This is a genomic window from Oxalobacteraceae bacterium OTU3CAMAD1 (assembly GCA_024123915.1).
Taxonomy (GTDB): Bacteria; Pseudomonadota; Gammaproteobacteria; order Burkholderiales; family Burkholderiaceae_D; genus Rugamonas.
In genome coordinates this window covers 5,986,177-6,005,451 of sequence record CP099650.1, presented here as the reverse complement: position 1 = coordinate 6,005,451, position 19,275 = coordinate 5,986,177, and the positions used below count along the sequence as shown (strand labels likewise).

The window sequence follows — 19,275 nt, the reverse complement described above, 5'->3', positions numbered from 1 at the left end:
GACGAAGGATTCTGGCACCTGGAGCGCCACTGTCGGTACAATGCACGTTTCTTCCATCCCAACGACGACTTGCCCTTACGCGGCGCGTCGCCAACACACTCTACTCACTATGGCTGTCATCTCTCTTTCTTCGGCGCAACTCGCGTTCGGACACGTCGCGCTGCTCGACCACGCGGAATTTTCTTTGGAGGCCGGCGAGCGCGTCGGCCTGATCGGCCGCAACGGCACCGGCAAGTCGTCGCTGCTGAAGGTGATCTCGGGCCGCTTCAAGCTCGACGACGGCTTGCTGGTGATGCAACAAAACATCCAGATCGCCTATGTCGAGCAGGAACCGGCGTTCGATCCGGAGATGACGGTGCACGACGCCGTGGCCGCCGGCATGGGCGAGCTGCCGGCGCTGCTCAAGGAGTACGACGCACTGACCGGCCAGTTCGGCCAGGGCAACGACGACGCCGTCATGGAGCGCATGCACGACATCCAGGTCAAGCTCGACGCCGGCGACGCGTGGAACCTGTCGAACAAGGTCGAAACCGTGCTCGACAAGCTGAACCTGACCGGCGACATGCTGATGAAGACGCTCTCGGGCGGCATGCAAAAGCGCGTGGCGCTGGCGCGCGCGCTGGTGTCGGCGCCGGATGTGCTGCTGCTCGACGAACCGACCAATCACCTCGATTTCAGCTCCATCCTGTGGCTCGAGGGCCTGCTGCGCGACTTCAAGGGCAGCGTGCTGTTCATCACCCACGACCGCTCCTTCCTGGACAACGTCGCCACCCGCATCATCGAACTCGACCGGGGCCGCCTGCTGTCCTACCCGGGCAACTTCACCACCTACCAAACCCGCAAGGCCGAGCAGCTGGAGAACGAGGAGGTGGAAAACGCCAAGTTCGACAAGTTCCTGGCGCAGGAGGAGGTGTGGATACGCAAGGGCGTCAAGGCGCGCCGCGTGCGTGACGAGGGCCGCGTGCGCCGCCTCGAGGCGCTGCGCCTGCAGCGCTCGGCGCGCCGCGAGCAGCAGGGCCAGGTCAAGCTGGAGGTCGGCTCGGGCGAACGCTCGGGCAAGATCGTCGCCGAGCTGGAAAACGTCAGCAAGCGCTTCGGCGACCGTGTCATCGTCGACAACTTCACCGGCACCATCCTGCGCGGCGACAAGGTCGGCCTGATCGGCGCCAACGGCGCCGGCAAGACCACCCTGCTCAAGATGATCCTGGGCGAATTGGCGCCGGACAACGGCAGCGCCCGCCTGGGCACCAAGCTGCAGGTGGCGTACTTCGACCAGATGCGCACCCAGCTCAACGAGGAGGCCAGCCTGATCGACACCATCTCGCCGGGCAGCGACTGGGTCGAGGTCAACGGCCAGCGCAAGCACTCGATGAGCTACCTGAACGACTTCCTGTTCTCCCCGGAGCGCTCGCGCTCGCCCGTCAAGTCGCTCTCCGGCGGCGAGCGCAACCGCCTGCTGCTGGCGCGCCTGTTCGCCAAGCCGGCCAACTGCCTGGTGCTCGACGAACCGACCAACGACCTGGACATCGACACCTTGGAGCTGCTCGAGGAGTTGCTCGAGGAATACACCGGCACCGTGTTCCTGGTCAGCCACGACCGCACCTTCCTCGACAACGTCGTCACCCAGGTCATCGTCGCCGAGGGGCAGGGCCAGTGGCGCGAGTTCGTCGGCGGCTACAGCGACTGGGAGCGGGTGCGCGACACGGTCGCTGCCGCGCCCAAGGCCAAGCCGGCCGCCGCCGTCAAGGCGGCCGAGCCGGTCTCGACGATGGCCGCCCCGGCCGCCAAGGCCAAAAAGCTCAGCTTCAAGGAACAGCGCGAGCTCGACGAGCTGCCCAAGCTGATCGCCGCGCTCGAGGACGAGCAAAGCGCGCTGGCGCTGCAGCTGTCGGACCCGGATTTCTACAAGAAAAACGCCGCCGAGGCCAAACGGGTCAACGCCCGCGTCGAGCAGATCGAGGCCGAACTGCTGGCGGCGCTGGAAAAGTGGGAAGAGATCGAGGCGCGCCAGCGATAAGCTCCCCCGGGATGAAAAAATGTTGCGGTGCGGTATAGACACCCGGGGTTGCTTCAAATATAATTTTACGGCGTCGGCTCCCCACGGCCGCTGTCGAAAATGTAATGTGTGGAAGTCTTGTTGTCACGGTGATATGATTCGGGGTCGCCGTCACGGCCGGGCTTCCGGCGTGCCGGACGAGGCTGCTTTACAGGGTAACCCACGGTACGCCGCCCAGGCGTACACTCTCTAGGACTAAGAGCAAAAATGTTGAGATCGCATACAAGAACATCCTGGTTGTTTTCCCTGTCGACGCGGACGGCACTGTGGGCGTAAGGCGCGCACCCGGCGCCGGGAAACTCATCGCGTTGCCCCTGATTATCAGCGGCCTGTTCGCCCCTGCGGCGCGCGCCCAGATCAGCGACACCATCCAACCCTATGTCTCGGCGGGCTACTCCTACGACGACAATTTGCTGCGCGCCGACAATACCCGCGACAAAGACGCGGGCGGCTCCGACACCTACACCACCCTGGTGGCCGGCTTCCGGGCGGAGCGCCCGATCGGGCGCCAGGTGGTCACGGCGTCGGCCAGCGCGAGCAAGGTCGCGTTCAACAAGAACACCGCGCTCGACTATACCGGCAAGGACGCCGCCGCCGAATGGCTGTGGCGCGTGGGCAATCAGTTCAGCGGCCACGCCGGTATCAAGTACAGCGAGTCGCTGGCCTCGTTCGCCGACTTCAACAACAGCAGCAGCCAGCGCAACCTGCGCACCGACAACCGGCGCTATGTCGACGGCAACTGGCTGTTCCATCCGTCGTGGCAGGTCCACGCCGGCTACACCAGCGAGCGCTTCGGCTTCGACACGGCGTCGCAAGCCTATAACAACCGCACCGAGAAGGCCACCGAGGCGGGCTTCGACTATATCGCCAGCAGCGGCAGCACGTTCGGCCTGGTGGCGCGCCAGCTCAAGGGCGACTACGACAACCTGGGCACCAACCCGATCACCGGTGCCGTCATCGACAACGGCTACAAGCAGGACGAGATCAAGGTCAACGTCACCTGGCTCGCCAGCGGCGTGACGCAGGTCATCTTCCTGGGCGGCTGGGTGAAACGGCGCCACGACACCGAGTCCGTGCGCGACGACAGCGGCGTCAACGGCCGCCTGATCGTCAACTGGGCGGTGCTGGCGCAAACCCAGTTCAACGCCATGCTGTGGCGCGAGTTCGGCGCCGCCGAGGGCACCGTCGTCAACAGCGCGCTGAGCACCGGCCAGAGCGTCGGCTTCAAGTGGACGCCGACGTCCAAGCTGAGCTTCAACGGCCAGTTGAAAAACGAGAAGCGCGATTTCGAGCCGCTCAGCGGGGTAACCAACTTGACCGGCCTGAGCGACGAGTCGCGCACCGCCTCGGTCGGCGGGACCTACCAGGTGGCGCGCCAGGTGGCGCTGAGCCTGAACGGCTTCGCCACCCGCCGCGACGGCAGCGCGGCGGCGCGCACGTCGAGCTTCCGCGCCAAAGGCATCTCTTTCAACGCCAGCGTAGAGTTCTAAGGTCATGACGGTCAACGAAAGTCCCCTGATTACCTTTTTCGAACGTGTGGTCGATCCCCTGATTATCATGGGGATGTTGTATCTGTGCACGGTCGTGCTGGGCGCCAGTTTCACCGGCTATTCGCTGGTGCTGACCATCATCGCCTTCTTCGTCGCCTCGTCGGTCTATAAATACATCGACCCCTACCGTAGCTGGCACACCGGCGGACGCTGGGCCGCCGCGCGCGACCTGGTGCTGGGCTGGCTGTTGACGGTGGTGCTGCTGACCTTGATCGGCTACGCCAGCGGCATGGTGCCGCACTACGACCGCACCGTGGTGCTGGTGTGGATGGTGGCCACGCCGGTGGCCATGCTGCTGGCCCACCTGGCGGCGCACCGGCTGGGCGCCGACCCGCGCCGCGGGCAGCTGAGTTCGGTGGTGATCGTCGGCGCCAACGACGTCAGCGTCAAGTTCGCCGCCACCATCGGCCGCCTGCCCAACCTGCTCATGAATGTGCACGGCTACTTCGACGACCGCGGCCCGGAGCGCCGGGTCGACGGCGTGGCCCACCCGATGCTGGGCAAGATGTCCGACATCGCCGCCTATGTGCGCCAGCACCAGATCAAGATGATCTTCATCAGCCAGCCGATCTCGGCCCAGCCGCGCATCCGCCAGCTGCTCGACGAGCTCGAGGACACCACCGCCTCGGTCTACTTCCTGCCCGACATCTATGTGTTCGACCTGATGCAGGCGCGCTTCGGCAGCGTCGGCGGCATGCCGGTGATCGGCATCCGCGAGTCGCCGTTCACCGGCGTCAACAGCATCATCAAGCGCTGCAGCGACATCGTGCTGGCGCTGGCGATCCAGATCATGCTGATCCCGGTGATGCTGGTGATCGCCGTGGCCGTCAAGCTGTCCTCGCCCGGACCGGTCATCTTCCCGCAGCGCCGTTACGGCCTCAACGGGGAGGAGATCATCGTCTACAAGTTCCGCTCGATGACGGTGACCGAGAACGGCGACAAGGTGGTGCAGGCCAAGAAGGGCGACAGCCGCATCACCCGGGTGGGCGGCTTCCTGCGCCGCAGCTCGCTCGACGAGTTGCCGCAGTTCTTCAACGTGCTGCAGGGACGCATGAGCATCGTCGGGCCGCGCCCGCACGCGGTCGCGCACAACGAGCAGTACCGCAAGCTGATCAAGGGCTATATGTTGCGCCACAAGGTCAAGCCGGGCATCACCGGCTGGGCCCAGGTCAACGGCCTGCGCGGCGAGACCGAGACGCTCGACAAGATGGAGGCGCGCATCGAGTACGATCTGGACTATCTGCGCAACTGGTCGCTGTGGCTCGATTTATGGATCATCGTGCGCACCGTGCTAGTGGTGGCCAAGCGGGAAAACGCCCATTGACCACGGCTTATCGCGGAGGACGCCGAATTGAAATGCTGCATTGCGATATTTGTGCGAGAATCCGGGTTGGAGGTTGCATTTAATGCATAGCCTTTATAATATTGACAATCGTTTGAGCGGAACGCATACTTTGCCCCCCACGCCGGTCGCAGCCCTTGACCGCCGCCACAAGTGACTGAGGAAGACTATCTTGAACCATACAAAATTTGACGGCGTCGCGCGACGCCACGGTCTGCGCCGGGTCGGCGGCGGCGCGTTGGCGCTGTTGCTGGTGGCCGGTTTGGCCGCCTGCGGCAAAAGCGACACCAAGTCCGGCCAGGCCCTGGTCCAGGTCGGCAGCGAGGAAATCACCGCGCTGCAGCTGAACGAGGAACTGGCGCGCTCCGGCGTGCCGGGCGCCCAGCAACAGCAGGCCCGTCCGCAGATCCTGGCGTCGCTGGTCGACCGCCAGCTGCTCATCAACGAGGCCATGAAGGACAAGACCGACCGCGATCCCAAGGTGGTGCAGGCGATCGAGCGCGCCAAGTCGCTGATCCTGGCCCAGGCCTACCTGCAGAAGAAGGTCGGCACGCCGGCCAAGCCGACCAAGGAAGAGGTCAAGGACTACTTCGACAAGCATCCGGCGCTGTTCTCCCAGCGTAAGACGATCGACATGCGCCAGCTGGTGCTGCCGACGGCCGACCTGACCGACGCGCTCAAGAAGGACATCGACGCGGCCAAGTCGCTCGAGGACGTGGCCGCCTTGCTCGACCGCAACAACGTCAAGTACGCCCGCAACCAGATCTCGCGCAGCTACGCCGACCTGGCGCCGGCGCTGGGCGACAAGCTGCTGTCGCTGCCCAAAGGCCAGCTGTTCATCATCCGCGAGGGCGAGCGCAGCACCGTCGTCACCATCACCGACGTGCGCGACACGCCGGTCGAGCTGGCCGCGTCGACGCCGCAGATCGAGCAGTACCTGATGAACACCCGCGGCAAGGAGGCCGCCGCGGCCGAACTGGCGCGCCTGCGCGCGGCCACCAAGATCGAGTACGTCAACAAGGCCGACCAGCCGGCCGCGCCGGGCACGCCGGGCGCAGCCCCGGCCGCGCCGGCCGCCGCCGCACCGGCCGGGCAGGAAGACGCCCACGCCCGCGGCGTGGCCGGACTGAAATAACGCGGCGGCCCTCCGGGGCCGCCCATCCACACCGCACCACACGGAGAACATATTATGAAACGAATCGTATTTTGGATGATGGCGTCGCTGCTGGCGCTGACCCTGGGCACGGCCGGCGCGGCCGAGCTGCTGCTCGGCACCGGCGACGTGGTCAAGATCTCGGTCTACAACAACCCCGACCTGACCACCGAGACGCGCGTGAGCTCGTCGGGCTTCATCACCTTCCCGCTGGTGGGCCAGGTGGCCGTGGCCGGCCTGCCGACGGCGGCGGCCGAAAAGAAGATCGCCCAGCTGCTGGTGTCGGGCGGCTTCGTCAAGAACCCGCAGGTGAACATGATCGTCACCTTGCTGCAAAGCCAGCAGGTGTCGGTGCTGGGCCAGGTGGGCCGCCCGGGCCGCTATCCGCTGGACGGCAGCCGTAGCGTGCTCGACGTGCTGGCGCTGGCCGGCGGCGTCAGCGTCGACGGCGGCGACACCGTCACCGTGCTGCGTACGCGCAACGGCACCACCACCAAGGACGTCATCGACGTCGCCGAACTGGTGCGCACGAGCAACATGAAGACGGACCTCGAACTGAGCGGCAACGACGTCGTCTACGTCGAGCGCGCGCCGCGCTTCTACATCTACGGCGAAGTGCAGCGTCCTGGCATGCTGCGCATCGAACGCTCGATGACGGTGCTGCAGGCGCTCGCCGCCGGCGGCGGCCTGACCCCGCGCGGCACCGAGCGCGGCCTGCGCATCAAGCGCCGCGACGCCGAAGGCAAGCTGCAGATCCTCGAAGCCAAGTACGACGATCTGGTGCAGAACGACGACGTGCTGTACGTGCGCGAGAGCCTGTTCTGATAGCGCCGGCCGCCAGGCCGGCCTCCGGCGCGTTTGCGATCGATCGACCATTTTGAGAAGACAACCATGAATTTCACCCATTTGCTCCTGGCGCTGCGCGCCCGCTACAAGATCGTATTGATGATCCTGGCGGTGACGGTCGCCGCCACCGTCGTCATCAGCCTGATGCTGCCCAAGGTCTACAAGGCCAGCACCGCGCTGGTGCTCAACACCAAGGGCGTCGATCCGGTCACCGGCATGAGCCTGCCCGTGCAGATGATGGCCGGCTACGTCATCACCCAGGCCGACATCATCCGCAGCAAGAGCGTCGCGCTCAAGGTGGTCGACAACCTGCGCCTGGCCGAGAGCCCGGCCGTGCAGCAGCAGTTCGCCGACGCCACCAAGGGCAGCGCCGACATCACCATCAAGGAATGGCTGGCCAACCTGTTGCTGGCCAAGGTCGAGATCGAGCCGTCGCGCGACTCGAGCGTGCTGACGATTAACTTCCAGGGCGCCGATCCGAAGTTCGTCGCCGCCGTCGCCAACGCCTTCGCCGACGCCTACATGCAGTTCAGCGTGCAACTGAAGACCGACCCGGCGCAGCAGGCCTCCGGCTTCATCAACACCCAGATCAAGCTGCTGCGCGAGCAGTACGAAGTGGCCCAGAGCCGCCTGTCGAAGTACCAGAAGGACAACAACATCTACAACGCCGACACCCGCGTCGACGTCGAGATGGCGCGCCTGAACGAACTGTCGAGCCAACTGGTGCAGGCCCAGAACCAGTCGATGGAGGCGCAATCGCGCTCGCGCCAGGCCAGCGGCGGCGCCGAGGGCTCGCCCGACGTGCTCAACAACAGCCTGATCCAGGGACTGAAGTCGAGCCTGGCGCTGGCCGAGGCCAAGCTGGCCGACACCGCCCAGCGCCTCGCGCCGAACCACCCGCAGTACATGTCGGCCAAGTCCGAGGTCGACAAACTGCGCTCGAGCCTGAACGACCAGATCCGCATCGCCTCGAGCGGCGTGGCCGGCACCAGCACCATCTACAAGCAGCGCGAGGCCGAACTGCGCGCCGCGCTGACCGCGCAGAAGGCGCGCGTGCTGGAGATGAACGGCGCGCGCGACGAGTTCGTCGTGCTCAGCAACGAAGCCGACAACGCCCGCCGCTCGTACGAGTCGGCCATGCAGCGCTACAACGCCACCAACCTCGAGGGCCAGTCCAAGCAGTCCGACATCGCCGTGCTGTCGACCGCCAACGTGCCGACCGCGCCAGCCTCGCCGCGCCTGCTGCTCAACATCGCCCTGTCCCTGGTGATCGGCACCATCCTCGGCGGCGGCGCCGTGCTGCTGCTCGAGCTGCTCGACCAGCGGGTGCGCTCGGCGTCCCACATGGCCGACGCCTTCGGCCTGCCGGTGCTGGGCGTGATCGCCACGCCGCGCGTGTCCAAACGCGTGCTGCGCAACCGTCCGGCCGCGCCGATGGCGCAGCTGCAGCAATGACCCGACCCGCCACCGGGCACACCGACTTACACGGAGCATCCACATGAATTCGAATACCGTCCCATCCTACCCGGCGCCGGAGTTGCGCGAGAAGCCGTCAACGGCGTCCGTGCCGGACCGCTCGATCGGCGCCATCCTGATCAAACAGGGGCGCCTGTCGGTGGCCGACGCCGAGAAGGTGATGCGCCACCAAGTCGAGCACAACGTGCGCTTCGGCGACGCCGCGCTGGCCTTGGGCGTGCTCAGCACGGCCGACATCGAGTTCGCGCTGTCGCGCCAGTACGACTACCCCTACCTGCTGCGCGGCGAGAGCGCCATCAGCGAGACCGTGGTGGCCGCCTATGAGCCGTTCACCGCCCGCGTCGAATCGCTGCGGGCGCTGCGCAACCAGCTGATGTGGCGCTGGTTCGAGACCGGCGACGAGCGCCGCGCGCTGGCCATCACCGGCGCCGAGCGCGGCGACGGACGCAGCTTCCTGGCCGCCAACCTGGCCGTGGTGTTCTCGCAGCAGGGCCAACGCACCTTGCTGATCGATGCCGACATGCGCCATCCGAGCCAGCACGCGCTGTTCGGCCTGGAGAACCGGGTCGGCCTGTCGTCGGTGCTGTCGGACCGCAACGGCGTCGAGGCGGTGCAACGGGTGCCGGCGCTGCTGGACCTGTCGGTGCTGACGGCCGGCGCGCCGCCGCCGAACCCGTCCGAGCTGCTGGGCCGTCCGGCGCTGGGCAAGCTGCTGCGCGAACTGGCGCCGCAGTTCGACGTGATCCTGATCGACACCCCGGCCGGCAGCGAATGCTCGGACGCGCAGATGGTGTCGGGCCGCGCCGGCGCCGCGCTGGTGGTCACCCGCCAGGACGCTTCCCACGTCAACCACGTGCACGACCTGATCGGCGCGCTGGGCGAGGCGCGCGTGCACGTCGTCGGCACCGTGCTCAATAATTTCTAACCGTACTCTAACCGTAACCCTCAGACCGCGATGGACACCATGCTCAGCCAACCTGTCAGCTCGCCGCGCGCGGCGCTGGCGCCGTCGATCCTCCTGCTGGTCGGGCTGGGCGTGATCTACCTGCCGACGTTCTGGGACCTGTTCCACGGCGCCTGGAGCTCGGACCGCAACGCCCACGGCCCGATCGTCATGACCGTCGCCTTCGGCTTCCTGTATTTCCGCATGCGCCAGCTGCTGTCGCAGCAGCGCTTCGAGCGCCGGCCGGCGCCGCTGGCCGGCGCCGCCGCGCTCGTGCTGGGCCTGCTGTCGTACGTGCTGGGCCGCTCGCAGGGCGTCTTGTTGCTCGAGGTCGGTTCGCTGATCCCCGTGCTCAGCGGCGTGCTGATCGCCTTTTACGGCGTGCGCACCTGGTCGCGCATGTGGTTCGCCTTCTTCTTCATGCTGTTCATGATCCCGCTGCCGGCCTCGATCGTCGACGTGCTGACCCTGCCGATGAAAATCGGCGTCTCGTACGCCACCGAACACCTGCTGTACTGGTTCGGCTATCCGATCGCCCGCAGCGGCGTGATCCTCACCATCGGCCAGTACCAGCTGCTGGTGGCCGACGCCTGCGCCGGCCTGAACTCGCTGTTCACGCTCGAGGCGCTGGGCCTGCTGTACATGAATTTGGTGCGCCACCCGTCGGTGGTGCGCAACGTCGTGCTGGCGATCCTGATCGTGCCGATCTCGTTCGCCGCCAACACCTTGCGCATCATGTTCCTGTCCCTGATCACCTACCACCTCGGCGACGCCGCCGGCCAGGGTTTCCTGCACGGCTTCTCCGGCCTGGTGCTGTTCCTGTCGGCGCTGCTGTTGATCATCGGCGTCGACAGCGCGCTGAGCTGGCTGGTGCGCAACCGCACCAAGCGCGACGACGACGAACAGGCCGGCCTGCAACTGCCGGCCGTGGCCGCCGGCGCCTGGAGCAAGCTGACCCACGTGGCGCTGCGTCCGGCGCTGGCGATGCTGGTGGCCATGGTCGGCACGGTCGGCCTGGCGCACGCGCTCACGCCGACCCTGGAGTCGGTGGCCGGCGGCACCACCTTGGCGACCAGCGTGCCGACCCGCTTCGGCGACTGGACCGAGCTGCCCAACGCCAGCGCCCAGGCCGAACTGTCGACCGCCGAGGACGGCGGGCGCAACCAGGAGCAACCGTACGACGACGTGCTGATGCGCACCTATGTCAACCGCGACGGCGTGCAAGTCATGCTGGCCCTGGCCTACGCCAGGGAACAGCGGCAGGACGTCAAGCTGCACCTGCCCGAGATCTGCTATCCGGCCCAGGGCTACAAGGTCATCGCGCTGAGCCCGGCGCAATTGGCGGTGACGCCGACCGGCACCTTGCCGGGCAAGCACATGATCGCGTCCAGCCAGAACCGGCTCGAGGCGGTCACCTACTGGACCCGCATCAGCGACGCCTACCCGCAGGGCGGCTTCGACATGCGCATGAAAATCTTCCGCGACGGCCTGGCCGGCAAGGTCGCCGACGGCATCCTGGTGCGCGCCTCGACCCTGGTGCGCGACCAGAGCGAAACGAAGGCCGCGTACGCCGTGCAGCAGGACTTCCTGCGCCAGCTGGTGGCGGCCAACGACAAGCGCGGCCACGCGCTGGTGGCCGCCCCGCCGCAGGCCGCGCCATGATGGCGGCCAACGCCCCCGTGTCCGGCCTGTCGCGCGCCTTTGGCAAGACCCTGATGACCACCATGGGCATGACCGTGGTGGGCTTCATTTCGTCCGTGATCAACGCCCGCCTGCTCGGTCCCGAGGGACGCGGGCTGCTGTCGGCGGCGCTCTTGATCTGCACCCTGGCCGCCACCGTGGCCCAGTGCGGCATGGGCAGCAGCTATGTCTACCACTTCGGCGCGGCGCGGCGTTTCCCCTACCTGCGCCTGTTCATTTTTTCGTTGCTGGGCGTCAGCGCGCTGGCGGTCGGGCTGTCGGCGGCCGGCCTGCAGCTGAGCCACGCGGCCGAGCTGCACCAGGTCTGGTGGCTGATCCTGTCCTTCGCCGCCTTCATGGCCACCCAGACCTATCTGTTCTCGCTGACCCAGCTGCACTCGAACCTGCACTTCTTCAACGTGCTGCGCTTCGCCCAGGTGTTCGGCAACCTGGTGCTGATGCTGCCGTTGCTGCTGTGGTTCAAGGTCGTCACGTTCGAACAAATCCTGGTGATGCAGTTGCTGGTGCTCGTGGCCATCACCGGCGCCGGCCTGTGGTGGGCCCGCCAGCACCGCATCTGGCAACTCAAGGACGAGGTGCGCGAACCGGTGCGTCCGTGGTTCGTGGTGCGCTACGGCCTGCACCAGCAGGGCATCGGCTTGCTGGGCATCTTCCTGCTCAATTTCGACAAGCTGTTCCTGCTCAACCGCGGCACCATCAAGGAATACGGCTATTACGCGCTGGCCTTCACCACCTCGCGCCTGATCGGCGCGGTGCAGGAATCGATCTCGGTGGCGCTGTTCTCGCGCTTCGCCGGGCGCGACGAGCAGCAGCTGAGCCAGGCCGTGCGCAACGCCTTCCGCGTTACGTTCATGCCGCTCATGGCGATGGCCGCCGTGGGCGCGGCGCTGGCGCCGTGGGCGCTGACCCTGGTGTACGGCAAGGCCTTCGCCGACATGACGGTGCCGTTCGCCATCTTGCTGTTCGAATGCGTCATCGGCGGCGCCAGCTGGACCCTGGCGCAGCGCTTCAACGCCGCCGGCCAGCCGGGCCTGGTGCTGGCGCGCCAGTTCATCTCGATCGTGCCGGTGCTCATCGCCATCCCGTTCCTGCCGCACGAGAACACCTATGTCTACCTGGCGTTGCTGATGCTGTGCGGCGCCTGCCTGCGCCTGGTGATGACGATCGTACTGAGCGTCACCAAGCTCAAGGAGCCGATGCCCGATTTCCTGCCGACCAAGGAAGATCTCCAACTGGTGCGCAAGCTGGTCACGCGCGCTAAATAATTAATCGCAAGCATTCGGAGTTAAACATGAAAGACCACCGTTCGATGATGTTGGATTTGCAGAAAACCCACGACGTCATTTACGACCTGCTCAAAGGCAAAGAGTTTCACTATATCGACATCCCGATGCACGACAACATCGGCGATCTGTTGATCATGCAGGGCACGCTGGCCTTTTTCAAGAAAAAAAACCTGTCCCCGAAAACCACCTCGACCGCCTCGGCCTTCCAGCCGGAGTGGGTCAAGCCGGGCGACATCCTGGTGTTCCACGGCGGCGGCAACTTCGGCGACCTGTACGCCAACATCAACGACCTGCGCGAAGAGATCATCACGCGCTTCCCGAACAACCGCATCGTGATGCTGCCGCAAACGATATTTTTCTCGACCGATGAAAAGCGCGACCGCTCGGCGGCCGTGTTCCGTAAGCACAACGACGTCCATATTTTCATCCGCGACAAGGTCTCGCAGGGCATCGCCCACCAGTTTTCCGACCACGTCTACCTGGTGCCGGACATGGCGCACCAGCTGTACCCGATCGCCAGCACCGGCAACGGCCGCGGCGTGCTGCGCATCGAGCGCGTCGACGTCGAAAAGCCGGCCGTGCCGGAGTCGCTCAAGGACTTGACGTTCGACACCCGCACCGACTGGGTCGAAGTGGTCGGCGGCGAAAAGCGCCTGATCGACTTCGCCTGGCGCCTCGAGGGCCGCTTCAAGGCGCGCCGCTGGGAAACCGCCAGCAAGCTGCTGGGACCGTGGTACTGGGTGCCGGTGGCGCAGCGCTTCTCGTCGAAGGCGGTGGCGCTGTTCTCGCGCCACGACCACATCGTCACCGACCGCCTGCACGGCCACATCCTGTCGTGCCTGATGGACAAGAAGAACACGGTGATCGACAACAGCTACGGCAAGAACTCGACCTACATCAACGAATGGACCGGCGGTAGCGACCTGGTGCGGCTGGTCAAGGTGTAGGCGTGCGACTCGCGTACTTGATCCTGGCGCACAACAATCCGGCCCATCTGGGCCGGCTGATCGCGCGCCTGTCGGCGCCGGGCGCCTCGTTCCATGTGCACATCGACGCCAACGCCGACATCGCGCCGTTCGCCGCGCTCGCTTCGCCGTCGGTGACGTTCATCGACCGGCGGGTGCGTTGCGGCTGGGGCGACGTGTCGCTGGTCAAGGCGACCCTGGAACTGATGCGCGGGGCCGCCGCGGCGCGCCCGGACGCCGAGTACTTCGTGCTGCTGAGCGGGGCCTGCTATCCGCTGCAGCCGGTGTCCTATATCGAGGATTTCCTCGAACGTCACCGCGGCACCGAGTTCATCGAGGCATACGCGCTGCCCAACCTGCAGTACGGCAAGACGCTGGAACGCATCACGCACTACTGGATCCGCAAGGGCAAGCCGCTGGCGCGCTTCCGCTGGCCGCTGCAGCACTGGATGAACCGCAATCTGCCGCTGCGCGACTATAAAAAAGTGCTGAACGGCGGCGAGGCCGTGACCGGCTCGCAGTGGTGGGCCCTGAGCGCCGAGGCGGTGCGTTACGTGCTCGACTACCACGACCGCCACCCGGCGCTGTTCCGCTTTTGCCGCTTCGTCGATTGCTCCGACGAGTTCTTCTTCCAGGTGGTGCTGTGGAATTCGCGCTTCCGCGACCGCATCAGCCACAGCCTGACCTACACCCATTGGGTGCCGGGGCCGGGCAAGCAGAGCCCGGAGACCATCGACGCCAGTTATCTGCCGCAGTTCGAGGGGCCGGTGATCCGCGACGCCGAGCAAAACAACTGCCCCAACGACAAACGCGAGGTGCTGTTCGCGCGCAAGTTCGGCGCCGACTCGGGCCCGGTGCTGGACCGGATCGACGCGCTGGCGGCGCGCCGCGCGGACGCACTGCGGACCGAACACGAATTAACTAATCAGGGGTAAAACAGTGGCCAAGATTGATATTTTGCTGCCGGTGAAAAACGGCAAGGACTTCCTGGCGGAGTCCATCGACAGCGTGCTGGCGCAAACCGTGCAGGACTGGCGCCTGCTGGTGCTCGACCACGGTTCGACCGACGGCAGCCGCGAAATGGCGCTGGAATACCACGCGCGCGATCCGCGCGTCGAGGTCCACAGCTTCCCCGAGGCGCACGGCCTGTCGGGCCTGCTCAATTGCGGTCTGGCCATCGCCGACTGCGAATTCGTCATGCGCCACGACGCCGACGACATTTGCTACCCCGACCGCCTGGAAGTGGTGCTGGCCGCGTTCGCCGCCATGCCCGACGTGGTGGCCATCGGCGGCCAGGCCGACGTCATCGACGGCGCCGGCCTGCCCATCGGCGAGATGAGCATGCCGATCGGCAGCGCCCGCGTGGCCGCCGCCAGCCTGTTCCGCAATCCGATCGCGCACCCGACGTCGATGCTGCGCTTCGACGCGGTGCGCAGCATGGGCATCCGCTACGGCGTCGACTTCCTGGGCGTGCTGCCCGAGGCGCAGCGCATCGAAGTGCCGGCGCTGGCCGAGGATTATTTCCTGTTCGGCCAGCTCGCCATCCTCGGCAAGTGCGCCAACGTGCCGCAAAAGCTGATCAAGTACCGCTGGCACGGCAACAACGTCAGCGCCACCCGCTTCATGGACCAGATGGCCGTGTCGATCGACATCTCGCGCACGCTGGTGCGCTCGTTCTGCGCCATGCACCAGCTGCCGTGGTTCGATCCGGCGCCGTTCTGCAACCACGGCGGCATCCTGCTCGACGTCGACGGCAAGGGCAATTTCGACGCCGAATACGCGCGCATGGCCGACATCGTCACGCGCGGCCTGGGCGATTCGGCCGAGCTGCGCCGCGAACTGTTGTACCGCAAGGCCATCGCCACGCGGGGCGAGGCCAGCCTGCTGTGGCGCTTCCACCGCTTCCGCGCCGCCAACACGCCGGAGACGGGCGAATGGAACGCCGTGCGCGCCTGGCTGATCCGCCGCTTCCCCGGCAAGCGCAAGATGCGCGTGGCGGCGCAACCGGCTTGACCAGCGCATCGGCGCTACGGTGGCGCCCGCGAATCGGCCGGCGCCGCCCCTTCTTTCAATAGGTACACTATGGCAGTCTTGCACAAATGGCCCGCTTTGAGCTCGTTCAAAGCAGCCGACATCGTCAAAAACCCGTTCCGTCCGGTCTATCTGCTGGGCTTTGTGCTGCTGTGCGTGGCAGGGCTGCTGGGCGCGGCCACCCCGATCCTGGTCGACCTCATGGGAGGCAGCCTGGGCAAGCTGGTGGCGTTGCCGGCGGCCATACTGTTAGGCTTGTTCATCATCTACGACCGCAAGCTCACCTTGCTGATGATCATCCTGTTCCGCGCCAGCGGCGACAACGTGCTCGAGCTGACCCGCTTCTCGGTCGGCGGCTACGCGATCGGCGTCGGCGGCGTCATCAACGCCACGGTGATCCTGCTGGCCATGCTGCTGGTGTTCGAGAAACCGACCCTGGTGCCGCGCCGCGGCTACATGGCCTGGGTGCCGTTCCTGCTGGTGACCATGCTCGGCTTGTTCACCGCGCCGGAGAAGGGCGAGGCCGCGCGCCTGTTCCTGTCCGAGGTGTCGTACTTCGCCGTTTTCGTCGGCGGCTACTATTGCGTGCGCACCCCGCAGGACTTCCGTTTCTGCATGAAGCTGATGCTGTGGTCGTCGCTCATTCCCGTGCTCTACAGCTTGTTCGTGCTGGCCTCGATGGGCCTGCGCGTGGGCGGCGAGTTCCGCCTGCGCGGCACCTTCAACCATCCCAACGTGATGGCGTTCTACACGACGGTGATCATCGCCGTCGCGTTCTACCTGTTCAAGACGCTGCCGGCCAAGACGCGCACGCGGGTGCGCGTGGGCATGGTGGTCTACATGTTCGTGCTGCTGGCCCTGCTGATGCTGACCAAGACGCGCAGCGCCTGGACCGCCACCGCGCTCGCCTTCGGCCTGTACGCGCTCATCTTCGAGCGCCGCTACCTGCTCTACATGGGCGGCCTGGGCGCGCTGGCGCTGCTGGTTCCCGGCGTGGGCGACCGCCTCGCCGACCTGGGGCAGGGCAACCAGGTGACGCTGTACTCCAACCTGAACTCGTTCGCCTGGCGCGTCTACCTGTGGGAGTCGGCGATCGCCTGGATGACGCCGATCAGCTTCATCATCGGCAACGGCCTGCAATCGTTCATGAAGTACTCGATCGTCTTCTTCCCGCTGGCCGGCAAGATAAACTGGGGCGCGCACAGCGTGTACGTGCAGCTGCTGTTCGAGCTGGGGGTGATCGGCCTGATGGCGTTCGCCTGGATGTGCTACTCGCTGCTCCATCAGCTCGCGCAGGTGCGCAAGGTCGACAAGCTGGCCAGCTACACCTTGGTGGTCGTGCTGATCAACCTGATGGTGTGCGCGTTCAGCGACAATATGTTCTATTACCTGTCGTACAACTGGTACCTGTGGTTCGCCATCGGCGCCGGCTGCGCGCTGTACCGCATCGCGCCGGCCGCCGCGCCGGCCGCCGGCCCGTCCACCCACCACGGCGCCGCGCCGCTGCGGCCGTTGTACTGAGTGGCCGTCATGTCCGCTTCCCCGACCACGCCGGCGGCCGCGCCGCCGGCGCATCCGCCCCACCTGGCCGTGCTCGACGGCTGGCGCGGCATCAGCATCCTGCTGGTGCTGGCCGCCCACCTGCTGCCGCTGGGGCCGCACCACTACATGTTCAACTACAGCGTCGGCATCCTCGGCATGGTGGTGTTCTTCAACCTGTCGGGCTTTCTGATCACCTCGTTCCTGCTCAAGGACCAGAACGTGGCCGGCTTCCTGGTCAAGCGCTTTTGCCGGGTGCTGCCGCTGGCCTGGGTGTACATGCTGGTCGCGCTGCTGGCGACGGGCGCGCCGCTGGCCGTCTGGCTGGGCCACTTCCTGTTCTACGCCAACATGCCGCCGGGCGACGGCCGCTTCAACCTGCTGCTGCCGATGACCGAGCACCTGTGGAGCCTGTGCATGGAGATGCAGTTCTATGTCGGCGTGGCGCTGCTGGTGTGGCTGCTGCGCGCGCGCGGCCTGCTGCTGTTGCCGCTGCTGGCGCTGGGCTTCACGGCGCTGCGCGTGTGGGAGATCGTCATGGCCTCGTCGGTCAGCTACTACCGCATCGATGAAATCCTGGCCGGCTGCATCCTGGCGCTGGCCTACCACGGCAAGCTGGGCGCGAACGCCCGCCGCTGGATGGCGCGCGTGCCGCAACTGCCGCTGCTGGTGTTGCTGACCTGGTCGTGCATGCCGCAAGGCCAGTGGCTCAACTACCTGCGCCCCTACCTGGCCGCGCTGCTGGTCGGCGCCACGCTGGTGCGCCCGGACGCGGTGCTGGGCCGGGCGCTGCACGGGCGCTTCCTGGTGTTCGTCGCCGGCATCTCCTACGCCTTGTACGTGATCCATCCGATGCTCGCGCACACCTGGCTCGGCGAGGGCGAGGTCGTGGTCAAGTACGCCAAGCGCCCGCTGCTGCTGCTGGTGCTGTTCGCGCTGGCGTGGTTGTCGACACGCTATTACGAGCAATGGTTCATGACGGCCGGCCGCCGCTGGGCCGCGCGCCTCGGCGCCGGGCGCGCCAAGGCCGCCGCCAAGGCCGACGACGTCACTCTTTCCCAGCCCTAAAGCGCTTCGCCGCGCACACTAGCCCATCTACATGAAAATAGCGTATCTCATCAATCAGTATCCCAAGGTCAGCCACAGCTTCATCCGCCGCGAGATCCTCGCGCTGGAGCGCCAGGGTTTCGAGGTGCAGCGCATCGCGCTGCGCGGCTGGGCCGATCCGCTGGTCGACGCCGAGGACCTGCGCGAGCGCGACAAGACCAGCTACCTGCTGCGCGACGGCGTCGCCGGCGTGGCGCTGGCCACGCTGGGCGTGATGTTTAAAAGCCCGGGCCGCTTCTTCGGCGCGCTGGGGCTGGCGCTGCGCATGGCGCGCCGCGCCGACCGCCCGCTGCCGCTGCACCTGATCTACCTGGCCGTGGCCTGCCGCATGCTCGGCTGGCTGCGCGCCTCGGGCGCGCGCCACCTGCACGCGCACTTCGGCACCAATCCGGCCGAGGTGGCCATGCTGGCGCGCGCGCTGGGCGGGCCGGCCTACAGTTTCACCGTGCACGGCCCGGAGGAGTTCGACAAGCCCGAGTTCCTGCACATCAAGGAAAAAATCGCCCGCTCGGCCTTTGTCGTGGCCATCAGCAGCTTCGGCCGCAGCCAGCTGTTCCGCTGGATTCCGTTCACCGACTGGCCCAAGGTCGAGATCGTCCACTGCGGCCTGGAGCCGGTGTTCCACGCCGGCCCGGCCGTGCCGCCGCCGGCCGCGCCGCGGCTGGTGTGCGTCGGCCGCCTGTGCGAGCAAAAGGGGCAGTTGCTGCTGGTGCGCGCGGTGGCCCAGCTGGCCGCGCGCGGCATTGTCGTCGAACTGGTGCTGGCCGGCGACGGCGAGATGCGCGCCGAGATCGAAACCCTGATCGCGCGTCATCAATTGCAGGCGGCCGTGCGCATCACCGGCTGGATCAGCAGCGAGCAGGTGCGCGAGGAGATCCTGGCCGCGCGCGCGCTGGCCCTGCCCAGCTTTGCCGAAGGCTTGCCGGTGGTGGTGATGGAAGCGATGGCCTTGCGCCGTCCGGTGCTGACGACCTATGTGGCCGGCATTCCGGAGCTGGTGCGCGACGGCGTCGACGGCTGGCTGATCCCGGCCGGCGACGTCGACCACCTGGCCGCCGCGCTGGAACGGGCGCTGGCCACGCCGCTCGAAGAGATCGCCGCCATGGGCGAGCGCGCCCACGTGCGGGCGCTGGCGCGCCACTCGATCGACACCGAGGCGGCCAAGCTGGCCGCGCTGATCCAGCGCGCCAACGGCGCCTGAGCGGCCGCCGGTTTCGCCGGCTTAGAACGACAAAACGGCGGCCCTCGGGCCGCCGTTGTCGTTAGGCATGGGCGCCGGG

15 protein-coding genes are annotated in these 19,275 nt (G+C 66.6%); all 15 read left to right on the top strand.

Translation table 11 applies throughout. From position 1 onward, the window contains the following. Window positions 1–109: 109 nt before the first annotated feature. The 15 genes from NHH88_25575 to NHH88_25505 all read left to right on the top strand — a co-directional run bounded on the left by NHH88_25575 (window position 110) and on the right by NHH88_25505 (window position 19,196). Entirely contained in the window at window positions 110–2,017 is a 1,908-nt protein-coding gene (locus tag NHH88_25575; GenBank protein USX13003.1) for an ATP-binding cassette domain-containing protein, read from the top strand. Window positions 2,018–2,364: 347 nt separating this feature from the next. Then, window positions 2,365–3,546, top strand: a complete 1,182-nt coding sequence (locus NHH88_25570; GenBank protein ID USX13002.1) for an outer membrane beta-barrel protein — start codon at window positions 2,365–2,367, stop codon at window positions 3,544–3,546. Between the two features lie 4 nt (window positions 3,547–3,550). Next, entirely contained in the window at window positions 3,551–4,930 is a 1,380-nt protein-coding gene (locus NHH88_25565) for an undecaprenyl-phosphate glucose phosphotransferase (GenBank protein USX13001.1), read from the top strand. A 190-nt stretch (window positions 4,931–5,120) separates the two neighbouring features. Next, entirely contained in the window at window positions 5,121–6,083 is a 963-nt protein-coding gene (locus tag NHH88_25560) for an EpsD family peptidyl-prolyl cis-trans isomerase (protein USX13000.1), read from the top strand. A 54-nt stretch (window positions 6,084–6,137) separates the two neighbouring features. Continuing rightward, window positions 6,138–6,926, top strand: coding sequence for a polysaccharide export protein EpsE (epsE, locus tag NHH88_25555; GenBank protein USX12999.1), 789 nt, complete (start codon window positions 6,138–6,140; stop codon window positions 6,924–6,926). Window positions 6,927–6,992: 66 nt separating this feature from the next. Next, window positions 6,993–8,402, top strand: coding sequence for a chain length determinant protein EpsF (epsF, locus tag NHH88_25550; protein USX12998.1), 1,410 nt, complete (start codon window positions 6,993–6,995; stop codon window positions 8,400–8,402). Between the two features lie 43 nt (window positions 8,403–8,445). Further along, window positions 8,446–9,348 carry a chain length determinant protein tyrosine kinase EpsG gene (gene epsG / locus NHH88_25545; GenBank protein USX12997.1) on the top strand — a complete coding sequence of 301 codons (903 nt, stop codon included), beginning with the start codon at window positions 8,446–8,448 and terminating at the stop codon, window positions 9,346–9,348. A gap of 30 nt (window positions 9,349–9,378) precedes the next feature. Next, on the top strand, window positions 9,379–11,028 hold the full coding sequence (gene xrtB / locus NHH88_25540) for an exosortase B (GenBank protein ID USX12996.1): 1,650 nt from the start codon (window positions 9,379–9,381) through the stop codon (window positions 11,026–11,028). Next, window positions 11,025–12,332 (top strand): oligosaccharide flippase family protein, encoded by a 1,308-nt coding sequence (locus tag NHH88_25535; protein USX12995.1) that lies wholly within the window; start codon window positions 11,025–11,027, stop codon window positions 12,330–12,332. The genes xrtB and NHH88_25535 overlap by 4 nt, the downstream gene beginning before the upstream one ends. A gap of 26 nt (window positions 12,333–12,358) precedes the next feature. Then, window positions 12,359–13,300, top strand: coding sequence for a polysaccharide pyruvyl transferase family protein (locus tag NHH88_25530; GenBank protein USX12994.1), 942 nt, complete (start codon window positions 12,359–12,361; stop codon window positions 13,298–13,300). A 2-nt stretch (window positions 13,301–13,302) separates the two neighbouring features. Next, the gene (locus tag NHH88_25525) at window positions 13,303–14,253 is read left to right on the top strand and encodes a beta-1,6-N-acetylglucosaminyltransferase (GenBank protein USX12993.1); all 951 of its coding nucleotides are present in this window, start codon (window positions 13,303–13,305) and stop codon (window positions 14,251–14,253) included. 4 nt (window positions 14,254–14,257) lie between these two features. Continuing rightward, window positions 14,258–15,331 (top strand): glycosyltransferase, encoded by a 1,074-nt coding sequence (locus tag NHH88_25520; protein ID USX12992.1) that lies wholly within the window; start codon window positions 14,258–14,260, stop codon window positions 15,329–15,331. Between the two features lie 69 nt (window positions 15,332–15,400). Then, window positions 15,401–16,870, top strand: a complete 1,470-nt coding sequence (locus tag NHH88_25515) for an O-antigen ligase family protein (GenBank protein USX12991.1) — start codon at window positions 15,401–15,403, stop codon at window positions 16,868–16,870. A gap of 9 nt (window positions 16,871–16,879) precedes the next feature. Then, on the top strand, window positions 16,880–17,956 hold the full coding sequence (locus NHH88_25510) for an acyltransferase (protein USX12990.1): 1,077 nt from the start codon (window positions 16,880–16,882) through the stop codon (window positions 17,954–17,956). 31 nt (window positions 17,957–17,987) lie between these two features. Further along, the gene (locus NHH88_25505; protein USX12989.1) at window positions 17,988–19,196 is read left to right on the top strand and encodes a glycosyltransferase family 4 protein; all 1,209 of its coding nucleotides are present in this window, start codon (window positions 17,988–17,990) and stop codon (window positions 19,194–19,196) included. Window positions 19,197–19,275: the final 79 nt, after the last annotated feature.

Bases quoted from the DNA above. Each gene is read 5' to 3' on its own strand.
- NHH88_25515 (USX12991.1), top strand. From the start codon at position 15,401: ATGGCAGTCTTGCACAAATGGCCCGCTTTGAGCTCGTTCAAAGCAGCC.
- epsG (USX12997.1), top strand. From the start codon at position 8,446: ATGAATTCGAATACCGTCCCATCCTACCCGGCGCCGGAGTTGCGCGAG.
- NHH88_25510 (USX12990.1), top strand. From the start codon at position 16,880: ATGTCCGCTTCCCCGACCACGCCGGCGGCCGCGCCGCCGGCGCATCCG.
- epsF (USX12998.1), top strand. From the start codon at position 6,993: ATGAATTTCACCCATTTGCTCCTGGCGCTGCGCGCCCGCTACAAGATC.
- NHH88_25530 (USX12994.1), top strand. From the start codon at position 12,359: ATGAAAGACCACCGTTCGATGATGTTGGATTTGCAGAAAACCCACGAC.
- NHH88_25575 (USX13003.1), top strand. From the start codon at position 110: ATGGCTGTCATCTCTCTTTCTTCGGCGCAACTCGCGTTCGGACACGTC.
- NHH88_25505 (USX12989.1), top strand. From the start codon at position 17,988: ATGAAAATAGCGTATCTCATCAATCAGTATCCCAAGGTCAGCCACAGC.
- epsE (USX12999.1), top strand. From the start codon at position 6,138: ATGAAACGAATCGTATTTTGGATGATGGCGTCGCTGCTGGCGCTGACC.
- NHH88_25535 (USX12995.1), top strand. From the start codon at position 11,025: ATGATGGCGGCCAACGCCCCCGTGTCCGGCCTGTCGCGCGCCTTTGGC.
- xrtB (USX12996.1), top strand. From the start codon at position 9,379: ATGGACACCATGCTCAGCCAACCTGTCAGCTCGCCGCGCGCGGCGCTG.
- NHH88_25565 (USX13001.1), top strand. From the start codon at position 3,551: ATGACGGTCAACGAAAGTCCCCTGATTACCTTTTTCGAACGTGTGGTC.